Source organism: Diaphorobacter sp. MNS-0 (assembly GCF_019602835.1).
Classification (GTDB): Bacteria; Pseudomonadota; Gammaproteobacteria; order Burkholderiales; family Burkholderiaceae_C; genus Diaphorobacter; species Diaphorobacter nitroreducens.
The window spans coordinates 1,119,747-1,136,475 of sequence record NZ_CP080761.1 but is presented as its reverse complement, the minus strand read 5'-3'; the positions used below and the strand labels follow the sequence as shown (position 1 = coordinate 1,136,475).

General features: G+C 68.4%; 15 protein-coding genes. 8 read left to right on the top strand and 7 right to left on the bottom strand.

Translation table 11 applies throughout. From position 1 onward, the window contains the following. Positions 1-134 precede the first annotated feature (134 nt). Entirely contained in the window at positions 135-911 is a 777-nt protein-coding gene (locus K2L43_RS05435) for a Crp/Fnr family transcriptional regulator (protein ID WP_103737291.1), read from the top strand. Positions 912-947: 36 nt separating this feature from the next. Here the strand turns inward: K2L43_RS05435 and fumC are convergent, their stop codons facing one another. Beyond that, positions 948-2,339, bottom strand: a complete 1,392-nt coding sequence (gene fumC / locus K2L43_RS05430) for a class II fumarate hydratase (RefSeq protein ID WP_220638653.1) — start codon at positions 2,337-2,339, stop codon at positions 948-950. A gap of 238 nt (positions 2,340-2,577) precedes the next feature. On the opposite strand from fumC, the gene K2L43_RS05425 reads away from it, so the two are divergent. Continuing rightward, positions 2,578-4,137, top strand: coding sequence for a fumarate hydratase (locus K2L43_RS05425; RefSeq protein WP_220638652.1), 1,560 nt, complete (start codon positions 2,578-2,580; stop codon positions 4,135-4,137). 143 nt (positions 4,138-4,280) lie between these two features. Beyond that, the gene (locus K2L43_RS05420; RefSeq protein ID WP_220638651.1) at positions 4,281-5,309 is read left to right on the top strand and encodes a YcjF family protein; all 1,029 of its coding nucleotides are present in this window, start codon (positions 4,281-4,283) and stop codon (positions 5,307-5,309) included. An 86-nt stretch (positions 5,310-5,395) separates the two neighbouring features. Here the strand turns inward: K2L43_RS05420 and K2L43_RS05415 are convergent, their stop codons facing one another. Both K2L43_RS05415 and pmbA read right to left on the bottom strand, forming a co-directional pair. Then, positions 5,396-6,316 carry an EamA family transporter gene (locus K2L43_RS05415; RefSeq protein ID WP_220638650.1) on the bottom strand — a complete coding sequence of 307 codons (921 nt, stop codon included), beginning with the start codon at positions 6,314-6,316 and terminating at the stop codon, positions 5,396-5,398. 25 nt (positions 6,317-6,341) lie between these two features. Continuing rightward, positions 6,342-7,751, bottom strand: coding sequence for a metalloprotease PmbA (pmbA, locus tag K2L43_RS05410; protein WP_015912698.1), 1,410 nt, complete (start codon positions 7,749-7,751; stop codon positions 6,342-6,344). Between the two features lie 95 nt (positions 7,752-7,846). On the opposite strand from pmbA, the gene yjgA reads away from it, so the two are divergent. From yjgA to K2L43_RS05390, 4 genes are read left to right on the top strand one after another with little or no spacing between them, the layout of a single operon-like run. After that, entirely contained in the window at positions 7,847-8,509 is a 663-nt protein-coding gene (gene yjgA, locus K2L43_RS05405) for a ribosome biogenesis factor YjgA (RefSeq protein WP_135149292.1), read from the top strand. Further along, on the top strand, positions 8,502-9,110 hold the full coding sequence (mog, locus tag K2L43_RS05400) for a molybdopterin adenylyltransferase (protein WP_011804487.1): 609 nt from the start codon (positions 8,502-8,504) through the stop codon (positions 9,108-9,110). The genes yjgA and mog overlap by 8 nt, the downstream gene beginning before the upstream one ends. 28 nt (positions 9,111-9,138) lie before the next feature. Continuing rightward, entirely contained in the window at positions 9,139-10,785 is a 1,647-nt protein-coding gene (locus K2L43_RS05395) for a SulP family inorganic anion transporter (protein ID WP_220638649.1), read from the top strand. A 57-nt stretch (positions 10,786-10,842) separates the two neighbouring features. Next, positions 10,843-11,943 (top strand): NAD(P)-dependent alcohol dehydrogenase, encoded by a 1,101-nt coding sequence (locus tag K2L43_RS05390; RefSeq protein ID WP_047349620.1) that lies wholly within the window; start codon positions 10,843-10,845, stop codon positions 11,941-11,943. A 117-nt stretch (positions 11,944-12,060) separates the two neighbouring features. Here K2L43_RS05390 and K2L43_RS05385 read toward each other — a convergent pair whose 3' ends face one another. The 3 genes from K2L43_RS05385 to K2L43_RS05375 are packed head-to-tail and all read right to left on the bottom strand — an operon-like array spanning position 12,061 to position 14,347. Further along, positions 12,061-12,720, bottom strand: coding sequence for a nitroreductase (locus K2L43_RS05385; protein WP_123675151.1), 660 nt, complete (start codon positions 12,718-12,720; stop codon positions 12,061-12,063). A gap of 7 nt (positions 12,721-12,727) precedes the next feature. Then, complete coding sequence (gene cysE, locus K2L43_RS05380; protein WP_047349618.1) at positions 12,728-13,519, bottom strand: serine O-acetyltransferase; 792 nt, start codon at positions 13,517-13,519, stop codon at positions 12,728-12,730. Between the two features lie 33 nt (positions 13,520-13,552). Further along, a complete protein-coding gene (locus tag K2L43_RS05375) occupies positions 13,553-14,347 on the bottom strand; it encodes an RNA methyltransferase (RefSeq protein ID WP_088887432.1) in 795 nt (264 codons plus the stop codon). Between the two features lie 170 nt (positions 14,348-14,517). Between K2L43_RS05375 and K2L43_RS05370 the strand changes: the two genes are divergently transcribed. Then, on the top strand, positions 14,518-15,486 hold the full coding sequence (locus tag K2L43_RS05370) for an inositol monophosphatase family protein (protein ID WP_015912691.1): 969 nt from the start codon (positions 14,518-14,520) through the stop codon (positions 15,484-15,486). Positions 15,487-15,568: 82 nt separating this feature from the next. Here K2L43_RS05370 and K2L43_RS05365 read toward each other — a convergent pair whose 3' ends face one another. Beyond that, complete coding sequence (locus tag K2L43_RS05365) at positions 15,569-16,702, bottom strand: two-component system response regulator (protein WP_220638648.1); 1,134 nt, start codon at positions 16,700-16,702, stop codon at positions 15,569-15,571. Positions 16,703-16,729 lie beyond the last annotated feature (27 nt).

Below are 16,729 nucleotides of genomic sequence, written 5' to 3'. Positions count from 1 at the left end.
TTTTCTTTAAACGCACCCCGGCAGCCACAGCGGCCTACGCCGGGTGGGGACAAGGGTTTGTTACCGAGCGTGACGGCGCCTAGAATGCCGCAGCCGCTGTTCCCGCGCCCGGCGCCCTTTACCGACGAACCACCATGCCCGCTCCCCTGCGCTTTTGTGCCGACGTGTCGCTGCAACGTCCCCTGTTGTCGGCGCGCGAGCGCGAGGCCCTGGACCGCAGCCCCTGGTTCTCCACCCTCTCGCCCTCGCTGCGGCACGACATCTTCCGCCTGGGCCACGTGACGCGCCATGCACACGGCGACCTGATCGTCGAGCAGGGCCGCCCCATCCGCGAATGGTTCACCTGCGCCAGTGGCGCGCTGCGCTTTCAACGCACCACGCCCTCGGGCAAGCTGGTCACGCTGGCCTATGTGGAGCCCGGCATCTGGGTGGGTGAGGCCGAGGTGCTCTACGGCCGTCCCTGCACCTACGACGCGCATGCCCATGGCCCCACCACGCTGTTGAGCGTGCCCGAACCCACCTTCCGCACGCTGCTGCAGGAGCATCCCTCGTTCGGCGAGGCGCTGCTCACGCTGCAGGCGTGGAGCATGCGGTCGCTGTATTGCATGATGGAAGACATGGCCACGCTGCCGCTGCGCGCGCGCCTGGCCAAGCAACTGCTACAGCTGCTGCAGCGCTTCGGCCCGCAGCGCACCGAGCCGGGCGAGAGCGTGCCGCTGGGCCTGTCGCTGGCGCAAGACGAGCTGGCCTGCCTGCTGGGCGGCTCGCGCCAGCGCGTGAACGTGGAGCTGAAGTGGCTGGAGCGCGAGGGCCTGATCAGCGTGCGCCCCCGCGGCATCGAGATCCTGGACGCCACCGGCCTGCAGACGCTGGTGGACCAGGCTGCGGCAGACGGCCGCGGCGACGATTGAGCGCGCCGCCCACCGTCGCAACGTCCCTCCCAGCCGTCAGCGCCCCACCATCCGGGCGGGCACCACCCACTCATCGAACTGCGCGGGCGTCACGTAGCCCAGCGCCAGCGCGGCCTCGCGCAGCGTGCTGCCTTCCTTGTGCGCCTTCTTGGCAATCGCCGCGGCCTTGTCGTAGCCGATGTGCGGGGTGAGCGCCGTCACCAGCATCAGCGAGCGCTCCACCAGCTCCGCAATGCGCGCGCGGTTGGGCTCGATACCCACGGCGCAGTGCTCGTTGAAGCTCACCATGCCGTCGGCCAGCAACCGCACGCTCTGCAGGAAGTTGTGCGCCACCAGCGGGCGGAACACGTTCAGCTCGAAGTTGCCACTGGCCCCGCCGATGTTGATGGCCACGTCGTTGCCCAGCACCTGGGCGCACAGCATGGTCAGCGCCTCGCACTGCGTGGGGTTCACTTTGCCGGGCATGATGGACGAGCCGGGCTCGTTCTCAGGGATGGTGATCTCGCCGATGCCGCAGCGCGGGCCGCTGGCCAGCCACCGCACGTCGTTGGCGATCTTCGTGAGGCTGGCCGCCAGCGTCTTCAGCGCGCCGTGGGCATGCACCAGCGCGTCCTGCGATGCGAGCGATTCGAACTTGTTGGGCGATGTCACGAAGGGCTGGCCGGTGAACTGGGCCAGCTCCTGCGCCACACGTTCGGCGTAGCCCTCGGGCGCATTCAGGCCCGTGCCCACGGCCGTCCCGCCCAGGGCCAGTTCATACAGGTGTGGCAGCGCCGCGCGCACGTGGCGCTCCCCATGGGCAAGCTGCGCCACCCAGCCCGAGATCTCCTGCCCCAGCGTGAGCGGCGTCGCGTCCTGCAAATGGGTGCGGCCGATCTTCACGATGTCGTCGAACGCCTCGGCCTTGGCCTGCAGGGTGGCGCGAAGCTCCTCCATGGCGGGCAACAGCCGGTGCACCAGCGCCTGCACCGCGGCCACATGCGTGGCGGTGGGGAACACGTCGTTGCTGGACTGGCTCTTGTTCACGTCGTCGTTGGGATGTACCAGCCGTGCCTCGCCGCGCTCGCCGCCCAACAGCTCGCTGGCGCGGTTGGCCAGCACCTCGTTGACGTTCATGTTGGTCTGCGTGCCCGAGCCGGTCTGCCAGACCACCAGCGGGAACTCGTCGTCGTGCTGGCCCAGCAGCACCTCGTCGGCCGCGGCGACGATGGCGCGCGTCTTGTCCGCCCCCAGCAGCCCCAGCGCGTGGTTGACCCGGGCCGACGCGCGCTTGACCTGCGCCAGCGCGCGGATGAGTTCCTGCGGCTGTCGTTCGCCCGAGATGGCGAAGTTCTGCAGCGAGCGCTGCGTCTGCGCGCCCCAGAGCCTGTCGGCCGGCACCTCGATGGGGCCGAAGGTGTCGCGTTCGATACGGGTGTTGGAATTCATGGAAACGCCTTTCTGATCCGGGAAGGAGCAACGGGGCGATTTCACCGCAAATGGCCGCGAGGCCACTGAAAGCCCCTGCCGCCACGCCGGGCGGACGGGCGGACGGGCGGGCGGGCGGGCGGGCGGGCGGGCGGGCGGGCGGGCGGGACTTTTCCCCTTGCTTTTGCCCTTGCATCAGGCGCGTGCAAGGTGCAGGGCGATAATCGCGGGCGTCCGTTTCACAAGAATCCTCCCCCACATGACCACGACCATCCGGTACAACGACCTTGTGGAGTCCGTAGCTGCCGCGCTGCAGTACATCTCCTACTACCACCCCGCCGACTACATCCAGCACCTGGCCCGCGCCTACGAGCGCGAGCAGAGCCCCGCGGCCAAGGACGCGATGGCGCAGATCCTCACCAACAGCAAGATGAGCGCCACGGGCCACCGCCCGATCTGCCAGGACACGGGCATCGTGAACGTGTTCCTGAAGGTGGGCATGGGCGTGCGCTTCGAGGGCTTCGCCGCCGACCAAAGCCTGGAGGACGCCATCAACGAAGGCGTGCGCCGCGGCTACAACCACCCCGACAACACGCTGCGCGCGTCGGTCGTCGCCGACCCGCAGTTTGCTCGCAAGAACACCAAGGACAACACACCCGCCGTCATCAGCGTGCAGATCGTGCCCGGCGACACGCTGGACGTGACGGTGGCCGCCAAGGGCGGCGGCAGCGAGAACAAGTCCAAGATGGTCATGATGAACCCCAGCGACAACCTGGTGGACTGGGTGCTCAAGACCGTACCCACCATGGGCGCCGGCTGGTGCCCGCCGGGCATGCTGGGCATCGGCATCGGCGGTACGGCGGAAAAGGCCGTGCTGCTGGCCAAGGAAAGCCTGATGGAAGACCTGGACATGTACGAGCTGCTGGCCAAGAGCCAGCGCGGCGAGAAGCTAACCCAAGTCGAGGAGCTGCGCCTGGAGCTGTACGAGAAGGTCAACGCCCTGGGCATCGGCGCCCAGGGCCTGGGCGGCCTGGCCACCGTGCTGGACGTGAAGATCAAGATGTACCCCACGCACGCGGCCAGCAAGCCCGTGGCCATGATCCCCAACTGCGCGGCCACGCGCCACGCGCACTTCGTGATGGACGGCTCCGGCCCCGTCTACATGGACCCGCCGAGCCTGGACCTGTGGCCCAAGGTGGACTGGGCGCCCAACACCGAGACCAGCAAGCGCGTGGACCTCAACACCCTGACCAAGGAAGAGGTCGCGAGCTGGAAGCCTGGCCAGACGCTGCTGCTGAACGGCAAGATGCTCACCGGCCGCGACGCCGCGCACAAACGCATCCAGGACATGCTGGCCAAGGGTGAGAAGCTGCCCGTGGACTTCACCAACCGCGTGATCTACTACGTGGGCCCCGTGGACCCGGTGAAGGACGAGGCCGTGGGCCCCGCCGGCCCCACCACCGCCACGCGCATGGACAAGTTCACCGACATGATGCTGGAGCAAACCGGCCTGATCGCCATGATCGGCAAGGCCGAGCGCGGCCCGGTCGCCATCGAGTCCATCAAGAACCACAAGAGCGCCTACCTGATGGCCGTGGGCGGCGCCGCCTACCTGGTCAGCAAGGCCATCAAGAACGCCAAGGTGGTGGGCTTTGCCGACTTGGGCATGGAAGCCATCTATGAGTTCGACGTGGTGGACATGCCCGTCACCGTGGCCGTGGACGCGGGCGGCACCAGCGCCCACATCACCGGCCCGGCCGAGTGGCAAAAGAAAATCGCCGCGGGCGAATACAAGGTCGTGCCCATGGTGGCCGCCTGACGGCCTCGCGATGTGAACCGTCCGTGACAAAAACCGCCCTCGGGCGGTTTTTGTTTTTCCAACGGGTAAAGGGCCAGCGCGGCAGGGAACCCCGCTGCCGCCTTGCACTCCCATCTGCATCTCTTCACCGCCTCAGGAGCACCATGACCGCAGAAGAAATCCGCGCCACCCTCACCTTGTGCCTGATGGCCTCGTACGCAGACGGCGAGAAGCACGACCGCGAACGCGAGCAGATCCGCGAGGTCGCGCAAGGCCTTGCGGGCGACGCGCAGATCAACCTGCCCGGCCTGTACCAGGACGTGCTGCTGCGCCGCGTGCAGCTACCAGAAGTGTTGGGCCGCCTGGCCTCTCCCGAGTCGCGCCAGCTGGCCTATGAGATGGCCGTGTGCGTGTGCGAAGCCGACGGCCACACCAGCGCCAAGGAAGACGCCTTCCTGGCCCAGGTGCGCCAGGCCTGGGGTCTGGGGGGCGCGCATACCACAGAGGGATTCGATGCCGAGGCCCAGGCCGTGGCCGACGCCCCTCTGCAAGCGCCTCTGCAAGCGCCTCTGCAAACGCCATTGGACGCATCCACTGCGCCTGCGACACCGGCCCCCCACCCCGCCGCTGCGGACGCGTTGCCCACCACCGCCGCGCAGCGCCGCCCCGGCAGCCTGCCGCCCGCCGAGATGGACCGCAAGATTCTGCAGGCGTCGATCATGAACGGCGCCATCGAACTGCTGCCTGAGAACCTGTCCACCCTGGCCATCATCCCGCTGCAAATGCGGCTGGTCTACCAGATCGGCCAGAGCTACGGCTATGAGCTGGACCGCGGGCACATCAAGGACTTCCTCGCGACGCTGGGCGTGGGGCTCACCTCGCAGTACCTGGAGCAGGCAGGCCGCAAGCTGCTCAGCGGCCTGCTGGGCAAGGCCGGCAAGGGCCTGCTGGGCGGCCTGGGGCGCCAGGCGGTGAGCAGCAGCATGAGCTTTGCGGCCACCTATGCGCTGGGGCATGTGGCCAACCAGTACTACGCGGGCGGGCGCACCCTGTCCACCGACATGCTCAAGGACGCCTACCAGCACGTGATGCAGGACGGCCAGCAACTGCAGGCGCGCTACCTGCCGCAGATGCAGGCCACCGCGCGCCAGCTCGACACGGCCAAGATCCTCTCCATGGTGCGCGGCGGCTGAGACGCAAGCTGCCGCGCCGAGCGCGGGTGATTTGCTACTCTTTCAGGAGCTTCTAGCGCTTGACTGGTAAGCGCTAGAGCCATTTTTTATATAGATCCCGCCCCGCGGCGGCGCTTGGCCCACAGCCCGCCGAACTGGTTGATCACCATGCCCGCCAGCACGCCCAGCGTGCCCATCCATTGCCAGGCCGTGGGGCGCTCGCCCAGCAGCAGCATGGCCGACAGCAGTCCCACCACCGGCACCAGCAGCGACAGCGGCGCCACGGTGCTGACGGCGTAGCGCTGCAGCAGGCGCGTCCACAGGCCATAGCCCAGCAGGGTGGACAACAGCGCCAGATAGGCCACCACGCCCAACTCGCGCCCGCCCAGGCCGCGCAGCTGCTGCACCACGGCCTCCGTGCCGTCCACCACGCAGGCCAGCAGCAACAGCGGCACGATGGGGAACACGCTGCTCCAAACAATGAAGGACACGGGCTCGTACGGCCCCTGGCGCGCCGCCACGCGCGTGAGCAGGTTGGAGCCGGCCCACATGGCCGCGGCCCCCACGGTGAGCAGGAAGCCCGCCAGGGTCATGCCGGAGGCGCCATCGCCGTGCGCCGCGCCGATGAACGCCAGCCCGCCGATGGCGATGCACAGGCCCAGCCACTGCCAGCGGTGTGGCGTCTCGCCCAACAAGGCTGCAGCCATGAGCATGGTGATGAATGCCTGCGTCTGCAGCACCACCGAGGACATGCCCGCCGGCATGCCCAGCTGCATGCCGGTGAACAGCAGGCCGAACTGTCCCACACCCTGCACCAAGCCATAGGCCGCCATCACGCCCCAGGACAGGTGCCGCGGCGGGCGCACGAACAGCAGGAACGGCAGCGACGCCGTCAGGAAGCGCAGCGCGCACAGCACCAGCGGCGACAGCGTGGCCAGGCCCCACTTCATGACGACGAAGTTCAGCCCCCAGACCACAACCACCACCAGCGCCTTGGCCCAGTCGGCCCGCGACAGCGACGTGCTCATGCGCGGACTGCCGGCGCGGCGCGGCTCAACTGCCCGCCACCTTCATGCGGTTGATGAGGATGGAGCCCACCGTCTTGGCACCATAGGTGTAGGCGTCGGCACCCACGGCCTCGATGCCGCGCAGCATGTCCTTGAGGTTGCCGGCGATGGTGATCTCGTGCACCGGATAAGCGATGCGGCCGTTCTCCACCCAGAAGCCGCTGGCGCCGCGCGAGTAGTCGCCCGTCACGTAGTTCACGCCCTGGCCCATGAGCTCGATCACGAACAGGCCCGTGCCCAGCTTTTGCAGCATGGCGTCCAGGTCGTCGCCGGGCTTCGTAAGGCGCGACGACAGCACCAGGTTGTGCGAGCCGCCGGCGTTGCCGGTGGTCGGCATGCCGAGCTTGCGCGCCGAATAGGTGCTGAGGAAATAGCCCTGCACGCGGCCCGCCTCCACCACCTGGCGCGGCGCCACGCGCACGCCCTCGTCGTCGAACGGCGAGCTGCCCTTGCCGCCCAGGATGAACGGGTCCTCGGCCACGTCGATGTGCTTGGCGAACACCTGCTTGCCCAGCGAATCGACGAGGAAGCTGCTCTTGCGGTACAGCGCGCCGCCGCTCACGGCCTGCACGAAGCCGCCCAGCAGGCCGGCGGCCAGGGGCGACTCGAACAGCACCGGGCATTCGGTGGTGGGGATCTTGCGGCTGCCCAGGCGGCTCAACGCGCGCTGGGCGGCGTAGCGGCCCACGGCCTCGGGCGCGGCCAGTTCGCGCGCGTCGCGCATGGAGCTGTACCAGGCGTCGCGCTGCATCTCGGCATTGCGCCCTGGCAGCGAGGCGATGGGCGCCACCGAGATGCTGTGGCGCGAACTGGCGTAGCCGCCGCGAAAGCCGCGTGTGTGGGCGCTGAAGAAATGGCTCTGCTGCGCCGACACGCCCGCGCCTTCGCTGTTGGTGATGCGCTTGTGGGTCTTGAAGGCGGCGGCCTCGCACTCCAGCGCGAGAAGCGCGGCCTCTTCGCTGGTGATGGCCCAGGGGTGGAACAGTTGCAGGTCGCGGTGCGTTTCCTGTGGCGCGATGTCGGCCGCGTCGGGCAGGCCGGCCACCGGGTCCTCGGCGGTGAAGCGGGCGATGTCGTAGGCCGCCTGCACCGTGCGCTCCACGGCGGCCAGCGAGAAGTCGGACGTGCTCGCATTGCCACGGCGGTGGCCCACGTACACCGTCACGCCCAGCGACTTGTCGCGGTTGCGCTCCACCGTCTCCAGCTCGCCCTTGCGTACGTTCACCGACAGGCCGCAGCCTTCCGAGGCGTCCGCCCCCGCGTCGGTAGCGCCCAACTTCTTGGCATGGGCCAGGGCATGGTCCACCAGGCCTTCAAAGAACTCTCGGGTATAGCTGAAGCCGCTGTCGGGCTGGGAAGAAGTGCCGCTGGCGGCGCGGTTGCTGGATGTATTCATAGCGGCGGCTATGATACTTGCCGACCCGCGCCGCCGCGCGGCAGGCGCCATTGCCGCTGCGCCGCGCAGGGCCTGTTTCCGCCCCCAGCACACCCATGTCACGCAAACCCAAAAAAGGCTATTTTGTGAAGGGCCATTTCGTTGCCGAAGGCAGCGAGATGGACCTGCAGCTCAAGGCCGAACTCAAAGGCACCGACGGTGCCACCAAGACCGACCTCAAGCGCGAGATGGAGGCGCTGCAGGACCTGGGCTCCGAGCTGCTCACGCTGCGCAGCGACCTGTTCGCGCGCCTGGACCTGCCCGAAAAGCTCCAGGATGCATTAGCCGAGGCCCGCCGCATCACCAACTTCGAGGGCAAGCGCCGGCAGATGCAGTTCGTGGGCAAGCTCATGCGCAAGCTGGAAGAAGGCACCGTGGCGGCCATCCACGCCGCGCTGGACGAACAGCGCAACGGCTCCGCCGCCGAGAAGCTGGCCCTGCACCAGGCCGAGCACTGGCGCGACCGCCTCATTGCGGACGACAATGCGCTGGCAGCATGGCTGGAGCAGTTTCCGCGCACGGACACGCAACAGATCCGCGCGCTGATTCGCCAGGCGCGCAAGGATGCGCCGTCCGACCATGAGGCGCGGTTGGCCCAGTCGCAGGGCGAGGCTCCGCGCAAGGGGCGCGCCTACCGCGAACTGTTCCAGCTGGTGCGCCACCAGATGACCGAAGCGGCCGCCCTGGCCGTGCATGAGGAGCGCGAAGACGATGCCTGACACCCACAAAGCCCCGTCCTACGAGCCGGTCAAGATCGGCATCGTCTCCATCAGCGACCGCGCCAGCAGCGGCACGTACGAAGACAAGGGCCTGCCCGCCCTGCACGACTGGCTCAAGCGCGCGCTGCACAACCCGATTGCTTTCGAGCCGCGCCTGATTCCCGACGAGAAAGAGCGCATCAGCGCCACGCTGGTCGAACTGGTGGACGCTGGTTGCAGCCTGGTGCTGACCACCGGCGGCACTGGCCCCGCGCTGCGCGACGTGACGCCCGAGGCCACGCTGGCCGTGGCCGACAAGGAGATGCCGGGCTTTGGCGAGCAGATGCGCCAGATCTCGCTGACGTTCGTGCCCACGGCCATCCTGTCGCGCCAGGTGGCGGTGATTCGCGGCCAGAGCCTCATCATCAACCTGCCGGGCCAGCCCAAGGCGATTGCCGAGACGCTGGAGGGCCTCAAGGACGACAGCGGCGCACAGCGCGTGCCGGGCATCTTCGCCGCCGTGCCCTACTGCATCGACCTGATCGGCGGGCCCTACCTGGAGACACGCCCCGAGGTCTGCAAGGCCTTCCGCCCCAAGACCGCCGTGCGCCCCCAGCGCTGAGCGCGCCGCCCCGCCACGGGGCCGTGCCATGCTGCCCACCGATCGTCCTGCCGCGCCTTCGCGCCCCCGCGCAGGCCACACGTTCCTGGCCGGCCTGGCCATCGCCGGCCTGCTGGTTCCCGAGGCGGTGGCGTACGCCGCCATCGCCGGCGTACCGCCGGCCCATGCGCTGGTGGCCGCGCTCGTCGGGCTGCTCGTCTATCCGTTCATCGGCACCAGCCGCTTCGCCACGCTCTCGGTCACGTCGTCGGCCGCGGCGATCTTCGCGTCCGTCGTGGCGGCGGAAGGCACGGGCGGCGCGTTTGCGCTGGTCGGTGTCACCGGCGGACTGTTCATCGTGGCGGCGCTCGCGCGCGCCGACTTCCTGGCGGCGTTCGTCTCGCGCCCCGTGCTGCGCGGCTTTGCGTGGGCGCTCGCGGTCACCATCGTCGTCAAGCAACTGCCCGGCCTCACGGGCGTTCCGGCCCAGGGCACGCACACGCCCGGCCTGCTGTGGGACTGGCTGGGCGGGCTCGGCAACGCACAGGGTCTGACGGCAGCGCTGGGCTGCGGCGCGCTGGCTCTGTGGCTGGCGCTACAGCGCGCCCAGGCGCGGCATGCCTGGGTGCAGCCCTCGGTGCTGGTGCTGGCGCTGGGCATCGCGCTGTCCGCGGCGCTGCCTTTGGCGGCGCACGGCGTGGTGCTGGTGGGGCCGGTCACGCTGCAGGGGCTGCAGTGGGGCTGGCCGCGGCTGGACTGGGACCACTGGGTGCGCGCCGCCCAGGTGGCGCCGGCGCTGATGATGATCCTGTTCGCCGAGTCGTGGGGATCGGCCCGCTCCCTGGCCCTGCAAGCGGGCGACCGCGTGCACGCGCGGCGCGAGATGCTGGCCCTGGGCGCCGCCAACATCGGCAGCAGCCTGCTGCAGGGCCTGCCCGTGGGCGCAGGCTTCTCGGCTTCGTCGGCCAACTACGAGGCTGGGGGGCACAGCCGATGGACGGGCCTCGTCGCCGCAGCGGCGATTGCGTTGGCGCTGGGATTGGCGCAAGGCGCACTGGCGCTTGTGCCGCTGCCGGTGCTGTCTGCGGTGGTGATCGGCATCCTGTCGCACAAGCTGGGCCCGCGCCCCTTGTGGGCCACGCTGCGCTGGAATGGCGACGCCTGGATGGCATTGGCCGCCGCGGCCGGCGTGTTGGTGCTGGGCGTGCTGTTCGGCATGCTGCTCGCGGTGGGGCTTTCGCTGCTGCTGGCGCTGCGCCGCTTTGCGCAGCCGGCCGCCAGTGAGCTGGGCCGCCTGCCGGGCACGCATGATTTCGTCGCGCTCAAGCTGCACCCGCACGCGCAGCGCACGCCGGGCGTGCTGGTGCTGCGGCCGGACGAACCGCTGTTCTTTGCCAATGCCGAGGCCATGGCGCATATCGTGGCCACGCACGCAGGAGCCCAGGGCGTGCGCGCCGTGGTGCTGAGCGTGGAGTCCAGCGACGACATGGACGTGACCACGCTGGAGGCCCTGCAGGAGTTGCAGGCCGATCTGGCGCGCCGGGGACTGGCGCTGCTGCTCGCGCGCATCAAGGACCACCCGCGTGCCGCGCTTCAGCGCGCCGGGCTCACGCATATTCCGCTGTTCTGGAGCGTGGACGACGCCGTGGGCGCGGCACAGGGCATGGCCATACCCGAGCAGTCCACTCAACCGTAGCCCCGCCGCCGCGTACCCGGCGTAATGTAGCGGCTTCACCCCGCAAAGGAGCCCCGCATGACCGCCATGATGAAAGCCGCTGTCTTCGTCGAAAAAGGCCGCATCGAACTGGCCGACAAGCCCATTCCCGGCGTGGGCCCCAACGACGCGCTGGTGCGCATCACCACCACCACCATCTGCGGCACCGACGTGCACATCCTCAAGGGTGAATACCCGGTGGCCAAGGGCCTGACCGTGGGCCATGAGCCCGTGGGTGTGATCGAGAAACTGGGCAGCGCCGTGCAGGGCTACCAGGAAGGCCAGCGCGTGATCGCCGGCGCCATCTGCCCCAACTTCAACAGCTACGCGGCGCAGGACGGCTATCCCAGCCAGGACGGCAGCTACCTGGTGCCGCGTGGTCTGTGCGGCTGCCACGGCTACAAGGCCACGGCAGGCTGGCGCTTTGGCAATCTGATCGACGGCACCCAGGCCGAGTACGTGCTGGTGCCCGATGCCCAGGCCAATCTGGCGCCGATTCCCGAGGGGCTGACCGACGAGCAGGTGCTGATGTGCCCGGACATCATGTCCACCGGCTTCAAGGGCGCGGAAAACGCCAACATCAAGATCGGCGACACCGTGGTGGTGTTCGCGCAGGGCCCCATCGGCCTGTGCGCCACCGCCGGCGCGCGCCTGCTGGGTGCCACCACCATCATCGCCGTGGACGGCAACGACGACCGCCTGGCGGTTGCGAAGAAGATGGGCGCCGACGTGACGCTGAACTTCCGCAACGTGGATGTGGTGGAGGAGGTGATGAAGCTCACCGGCGGCAAGGGCGCTGACGGCTCCATCGAGGCCCTGGGCACGCAGGCCACGTTCGCCCAGGCCATGAAGGTGCTCAAGCCCGGCGGCACGCTGTCCAGCCTGGGGGTGTACTCGGAAGATCTGTCGATCCCGCTGGCGCAGTTCGCTGCCGGCCTGGGCGACCACACCATCCGCACCGCGCTGTGCCCCGGCGGCAAGGAGCGCATGCGCCGCCTGATGAACGTGATCGCCGCCAACCGCCTGGACCTGGGGCTGCTGGTGACGCACCAGCGCAAGCTGGACGACATCGTGGAGGCCTACGACCTGTTTGCGCACCAGCGCGACGGGGTGCTGAAGATCGCCATCAAGCCTCACTGAGGCGAGCCAACGCCCATCAAGGGAAAATAGGCCGCTAGCGCTTATACATCAAGCGCTGGCAGCTATTGAATTAGGAGCATTCATCCAACAAAAGGCCCCGGCGGCCCTTCCTCGGGCTCAGAACCCGCGCATCTCGCCCCACTCGGCCCAGGGAGCCCGCGAGGAGCGCAGGGTATTGATGGGCGCCGCCGCATCCTCATAGCCCAGCGCCACGCCAAAGGCCACGCGGTACGGCTCGGGCAGTCCCAGCTGCTGCTGCAGCGTGCCGGCATAGCGGCGCCAGAAGCCCTGGGCGCAGGTGGCCAGCCCATGCTGCACCGCCAGCAGCATCAGCGACTGCAGGTAGATCCCCAGATCAGCCCATTGCGGCTGACCCATGCGCTCGTCCACGCACACGAAGATGCCCACGGGCGCGCCAAACAGCTCGGCATTCTTGGCCAGCTGCTGCAGGCGCCCGGCCTTGTCCTCGCGCGGAATGCCGATGCTGCGGTACAGGTCTTCGCCGTTGGCGAAGCGGCGTGTGCGGTAGGGCTCCCACAGGCCCGGCGGGTAGGACTGGTTGTCCGGTCCTTCCTCGGGTTGCGCCTGGGCGACGACCGCCAGCAACTCCTGCAGCGGCGCGCCCGTGAGGGCCACCACGCGCCAGGGCTGCAGATTGCCGCCGGAGGCCGCCTGTGCGGCTTCTTGAAGAATCGTCTGCACCGTCGCTGCGGGGGGCGCGTCGGGCAGGAAGGCGCGCACCGAGCGGCGCGCACGCAGGGCCTGGGTGACTTCCATGGATTGTTTACTTGCCAATGATGTCGTTGAGCTTGGCCGCCTGGAATTGCTCGCAGCGCACGGCCTCGTCGGGTACGCAGCCGCCGCTTTGCGGGGTGGACCTGGAGAGCTTTTCAATGGCCTGCCACAGCAGTGCGATCTGGTGCTCCTGCGTGGCGGCGGAATCGATCAGGCCGCGCATGGCCTGGGTCAGCGGGTCGTCCTGCAGGGAGGTCACGCCGTAGGCGCTGAACTTGGCCTCCTCGGGCTTGTGCGGCTCGGTCACATCGGCGCTCTGGCCTTCCTTCGACGGAATGATGCGCGCGGGGATGCCCACGGCCGTCGCACCCGCCGGCACCGGCTTGATGACCACGGCGTTGCTGCCGATCTTGGCCCCATCGCCCACCTCGAAGCCGCCCAGCACCTTGGCGCCCGCGCTCACCACCACGTTCTTGCCCAGCGTGGGATGGCGCTTGGTGCCCTTGTAGAGCGAGGTTCCGCCCAGCGTCACGCCCTGGTAGATGGTGCAGCCGTCGCCGATCTCGGCGGTCTCGCCCACCACCACCCCCATGGCGTGGTCGAAGAAAACCCGCTCGCCGATCTTGGCGCCCGGGTGGATCTCGATGCCCGTGAACCAGCGCGCAAAGTGCGAGATGAAGCGCCCCAGCCACTTGAAACCGTTCGTCCAGCACCAGTGCGCCGGCCGGTGCAGCCAGATGGCGTGCAGGCCGGGATAGCAGGTAATGACCTCCCAGGTGCTGCGCGCAGCCGGGTCGCGTTCGAGGATGCACTGGACGTCGGATCGCAGGCGGGCAAGCATGAAGGGCAATGGTGTAACGAGAAGCTTGGCAGTCTAGCGGTTTGCCTGCGTGGCCTGCAGCATGGATTTGGCGACACCGCGCAGGATGTGGATTTCCTCCTGCGTGAGTTGCGCGCGGTTGAAAAGCTGGTTCAAGCGCGGCATGAGCTTCTTGGGCGCGGCCGGGTCCAGGAAACCGATGCCCGTGAGCGCCTGCTCCCAGTGCGCCAGCATGCCGGCCACCTGCGCGGCGTCCGCGCGCTCGCCCTGAGGGGCGGACTCCTGCACCGCAAAGCCCTCCCCACGGGTGGCGAGGGCCTGCCGCCATTCATAGGCGATGACCTGTACCGCCGCGCCCAGGTTGAGCGAGCCGAACTGCGGATTGGTGGGAATGCTCAGCGCCACATGGCAGCGGTACACATCCTCGTTGGCCATGCCAAAACGCTCGGAGCCGAACAGGAAGGCCACGCCAGTTTCCGGCGACGGGTTTCTAGCCAAATCAGCCCCTGGCGCTTTGCCATCAAGCGCTGGCAGCTCATTATTCAATAGCATCTCAAAATGCTGGCGCGGCGTGCGCGTGGGCGGGCCGAAGTCGCGCGGCGTCATCGCCGTGGCACACAGGTGGCTCACGCCCTCCAACGCCTCGTCCAGCGTGGCGACGATGCGGGCATGGGCCAGCACGTCCAGCGCGCCGCTGGCCCGCTGGATGGTCTCCTCCTTGCGCAGCACGTTGGGCCAGCGCGGTGCGACCAGCACCAGGTCATCGAAACCCATGGTCTTCATGGCGCGGGCCGTGGCGCCCACGTTGCCGGCATGGCTGGTCTGGATCAGGATGAAGCGGGTTCTCATGGCGCGAAGTGACTCGGGAGCAAGCCTGCCATTGTCGCCGCTGCTGCAAAGCGCCCGAAGGCCCGCGCGTGCAAGCCCGGAGGGTGATGGGTAAAATGCCCGTTTTGCGCCCGCATCGCCGGCTGCGCGCCCCGCGGCCACCAGCCGCCCCGCTCCTTCGTCACAATCCAATGTCGTCCAATCTGCACCCCATGCTCAACGTGGCCATCAAGGCCGCTCGCGCCGCCGGCGCCATCATCAACCGCGCGGCCCTTGACGTGGAGGCCGTGCGTATTTCGCAAAAGCAGATCAACGACTTCGTGACCGAGGTGGACCATGCCGCCGAGCAGGCCATCATCGAGACGCTGCTCACCGCCTACCCCGGCCACGGCATCCTGGCCGAGGAATCGGGTTCGGAGCATGGCTCCAAGCATTCCGAATACGTCTGGATCATCGACCCGCTGGACGGCACCACCAATTTCATCCACGGCTTTCCCGTGTACTGCGTGAGCATCGCCCTGGCCGTGCGCGGCAAGGTCGAGCAGGCCGTGGTGTACGACCCCTCGCGCAACGACCTTTTCACCGCCACGCGCGGGCGCGGCGCCTTCCTGAACGAGCGCCGCATCCGCGTGAGCAAGCGCACGCGCCTGGGCGAATGCCTGATCTCCACGGGCTTCCCCTTCCGCCCCGGCGACAACTTCAAGCAATACCTGAACATGATGGCCGAGGTGATGCCCCGCACCGCGGGCCTGCGCCGCCCCGGCGCTGCCGCGCTGGACCTGGCCTATGTGGCCGCCGGCTACACGGACGGCTTCTTCGAGAGCGGCCTGTCGATCTGGGACGTGGCCGCGGGCGGTCTGCTGGTGACCGAGGCCGGAGGTTTGGTGGGCAACTTCACGGGCGAGGCCGACTACATGGAGCAGCGCGAATGCCTGGCCGGCGCGCCACGCATCTATGGCCAGCTGGTGACTCTGCTGGGCAAATACAGCAAGTTCGCCAGCGCGGGCGACAAGGCCGCAGTGCGCCAGGCCGCCGAGGTCACGGAAGTCGCTGGCGTGGCCGACGACGAGGCGGCCGCGCAGTCGCCAGACGACGCCACGCCCACCGCACCGGACAGCGCCGCGGAGGACACCCAGACCCGGCCCACGGCAGCGCCGTAATCCTCATACTCATAAAACAATAGCTGCCCGCGCTTGCTGCAAGCGCCATGGCAGCTATTTTTATTTGAACTGCGGCAGCACTTCAATGGGGATCGGGGTAGCGCTGTGCGATGCCGCGGAAGTCGTCGGCCAGTTCCACGAACGCATCCACCATGTCCGGGTCGAAGTGCGTGCCCCGCCCCTTGAGGATGATGGTGCAAGCCTGTTCGTGGGAGAACGCCGGCTTGTACACGCGCTTGCTGATGAGTGCGTCATACACGTCGGCCACGGCCATCAGGCGCGCAGATACGGGAATGGCGTCGCCCTTGAGGCCTTCGGGGTAGCCCGATCCGTCCCACTTCTCCTGGTGGCTGTACGCGATCTCCTTGGACACGCTGAGGAAGGCCACGCGCATGCCCAGGCGCTGCTCGGCATCCTCGATGGCCTTGCGCCCCAGCGTGGTGTGGGTCTTCATGATCTCGAACTCCTCCACCGTGAGCTTGCCCGGCTTGAGCAGGATGCTGTCGGGGATGCCGATCTTGCCGATGTCGTGCAGCGGCGCCGACTTGTACAGCAGGTCGATCATGCGGTCGTTCAAGGCCGCCTCGAAGCGCGGGTGGTGGCGCAGACGCTCAGCCAGGGCCTTGACGTACAGCTGCGTGCGGCGGATGTGGTTGCCGGTTTCGTTGTCGCGCGTCTCGGCCAGAGAAGTCATCGCCATGATGGTCACGTCCTGGATCGCCTGCACCTCCAGCGTGCGCATCGCCACCTCGCGCTCCAGGTAGACGCTCTTGTCGCGCAGGAAGTCGGCCGTGGCCTTGAGCGCCAGGTGCGTGGCCACGCGCGCCAGCAGGATGGAGGGGCTGATGGGCTTGGTGATGTAGTCCACCGCCCCCAGCGCCAGGCCTTCGCGCTCGTCGTCGGGATCGGAGCGCGCGGTGAGAAAGATCACCGGAATGTGACGCGTGGCCCCGTTGGCCTTGAGGCGCCGGCAGACCTCGTAGCCGTCGATGCCGGGCATCATGATGTCCAGCAGCAGCAGGTCGGGCGGAGCGTCGGACTGCGCGATTACCAGGGCCTTCTCACCGCTGGCCGCCACCTTGACGCGGTAATGCCCCTGCAGCAGTCCGGCCATGAGCGTCAGGTTGTCGGGCGTGTCGTCCACTACCAGCACGGTGGCGATGGGCTTGTCGACCAGGCGGTCCGGGGCGGCGTTCACGTAGCGTTGCTGATCCATGGGATGTCCTGCCAAAGAGTTGGTGGG

Bases quoted from the DNA above. Each gene is read 5' to 3' on its own strand.
- K2L43_RS05415 (WP_220638650.1), bottom strand. From the start codon at position 6,316: ATGAGCACGTCGCTGTCGCGGGCCGACTGGGCCAAGGCGCTGGTGGTG.
- K2L43_RS05365 (WP_220638648.1), bottom strand. From the start codon at position 16,702: ATGGATCAGCAACGCTACGTGAACGCCGCCCCGGACCGCCTGGTCGAC.
- mog (WP_011804487.1), top strand. From the start codon at position 8,502: ATGCCTGACACCCACAAAGCCCCGTCCTACGAGCCGGTCAAGATCGGC.
- K2L43_RS05375 (WP_088887432.1), bottom strand. From the start codon at position 14,347: ATGAGAACCCGCTTCATCCTGATCCAGACCAGCCATGCCGGCAACGTG.
- K2L43_RS05390 (WP_047349620.1), top strand. From the start codon at position 10,843: ATGACCGCCATGATGAAAGCCGCTGTCTTCGTCGAAAAAGGCCGCATC.
- cysE (WP_047349618.1), bottom strand. From the start codon at position 13,519: ATGCTTGCCCGCCTGCGATCCGACGTCCAGTGCATCCTCGAACGCGAC.
- K2L43_RS05395 (WP_220638649.1), top strand. From the start codon at position 9,139: ATGCTGCCCACCGATCGTCCTGCCGCGCCTTCGCGCCCCCGCGCAGGC.
- fumC (WP_220638653.1), bottom strand. From the start codon at position 2,339: ATGAATTCCAACACCCGTATCGAACGCGACACCTTCGGCCCCATCGAG.
- K2L43_RS05425 (WP_220638652.1), top strand. From the start codon at position 2,578: ATGACCACGACCATCCGGTACAACGACCTTGTGGAGTCCGTAGCTGCC.
- K2L43_RS05435 (WP_103737291.1), top strand. From the start codon at position 135: ATGCCCGCTCCCCTGCGCTTTTGTGCCGACGTGTCGCTGCAACGTCCC.
- yjgA (WP_135149292.1), top strand. From the start codon at position 7,847: ATGTCACGCAAACCCAAAAAAGGCTATTTTGTGAAGGGCCATTTCGTT.
- pmbA (WP_015912698.1), bottom strand. From the start codon at position 7,751: ATGAATACATCCAGCAACCGCGCCGCCAGCGGCACTTCTTCCCAGCCC.
- K2L43_RS05420 (WP_220638651.1), top strand. From the start codon at position 4,281: ATGACCGCAGAAGAAATCCGCGCCACCCTCACCTTGTGCCTGATGGCC.
- K2L43_RS05370 (WP_015912691.1), top strand. From the start codon at position 14,518: ATGTCGTCCAATCTGCACCCCATGCTCAACGTGGCCATCAAGGCCGCT.
- K2L43_RS05385 (WP_123675151.1), bottom strand. From the start codon at position 12,720: ATGGAAGTCACCCAGGCCCTGCGTGCGCGCCGCTCGGTGCGCGCCTTC.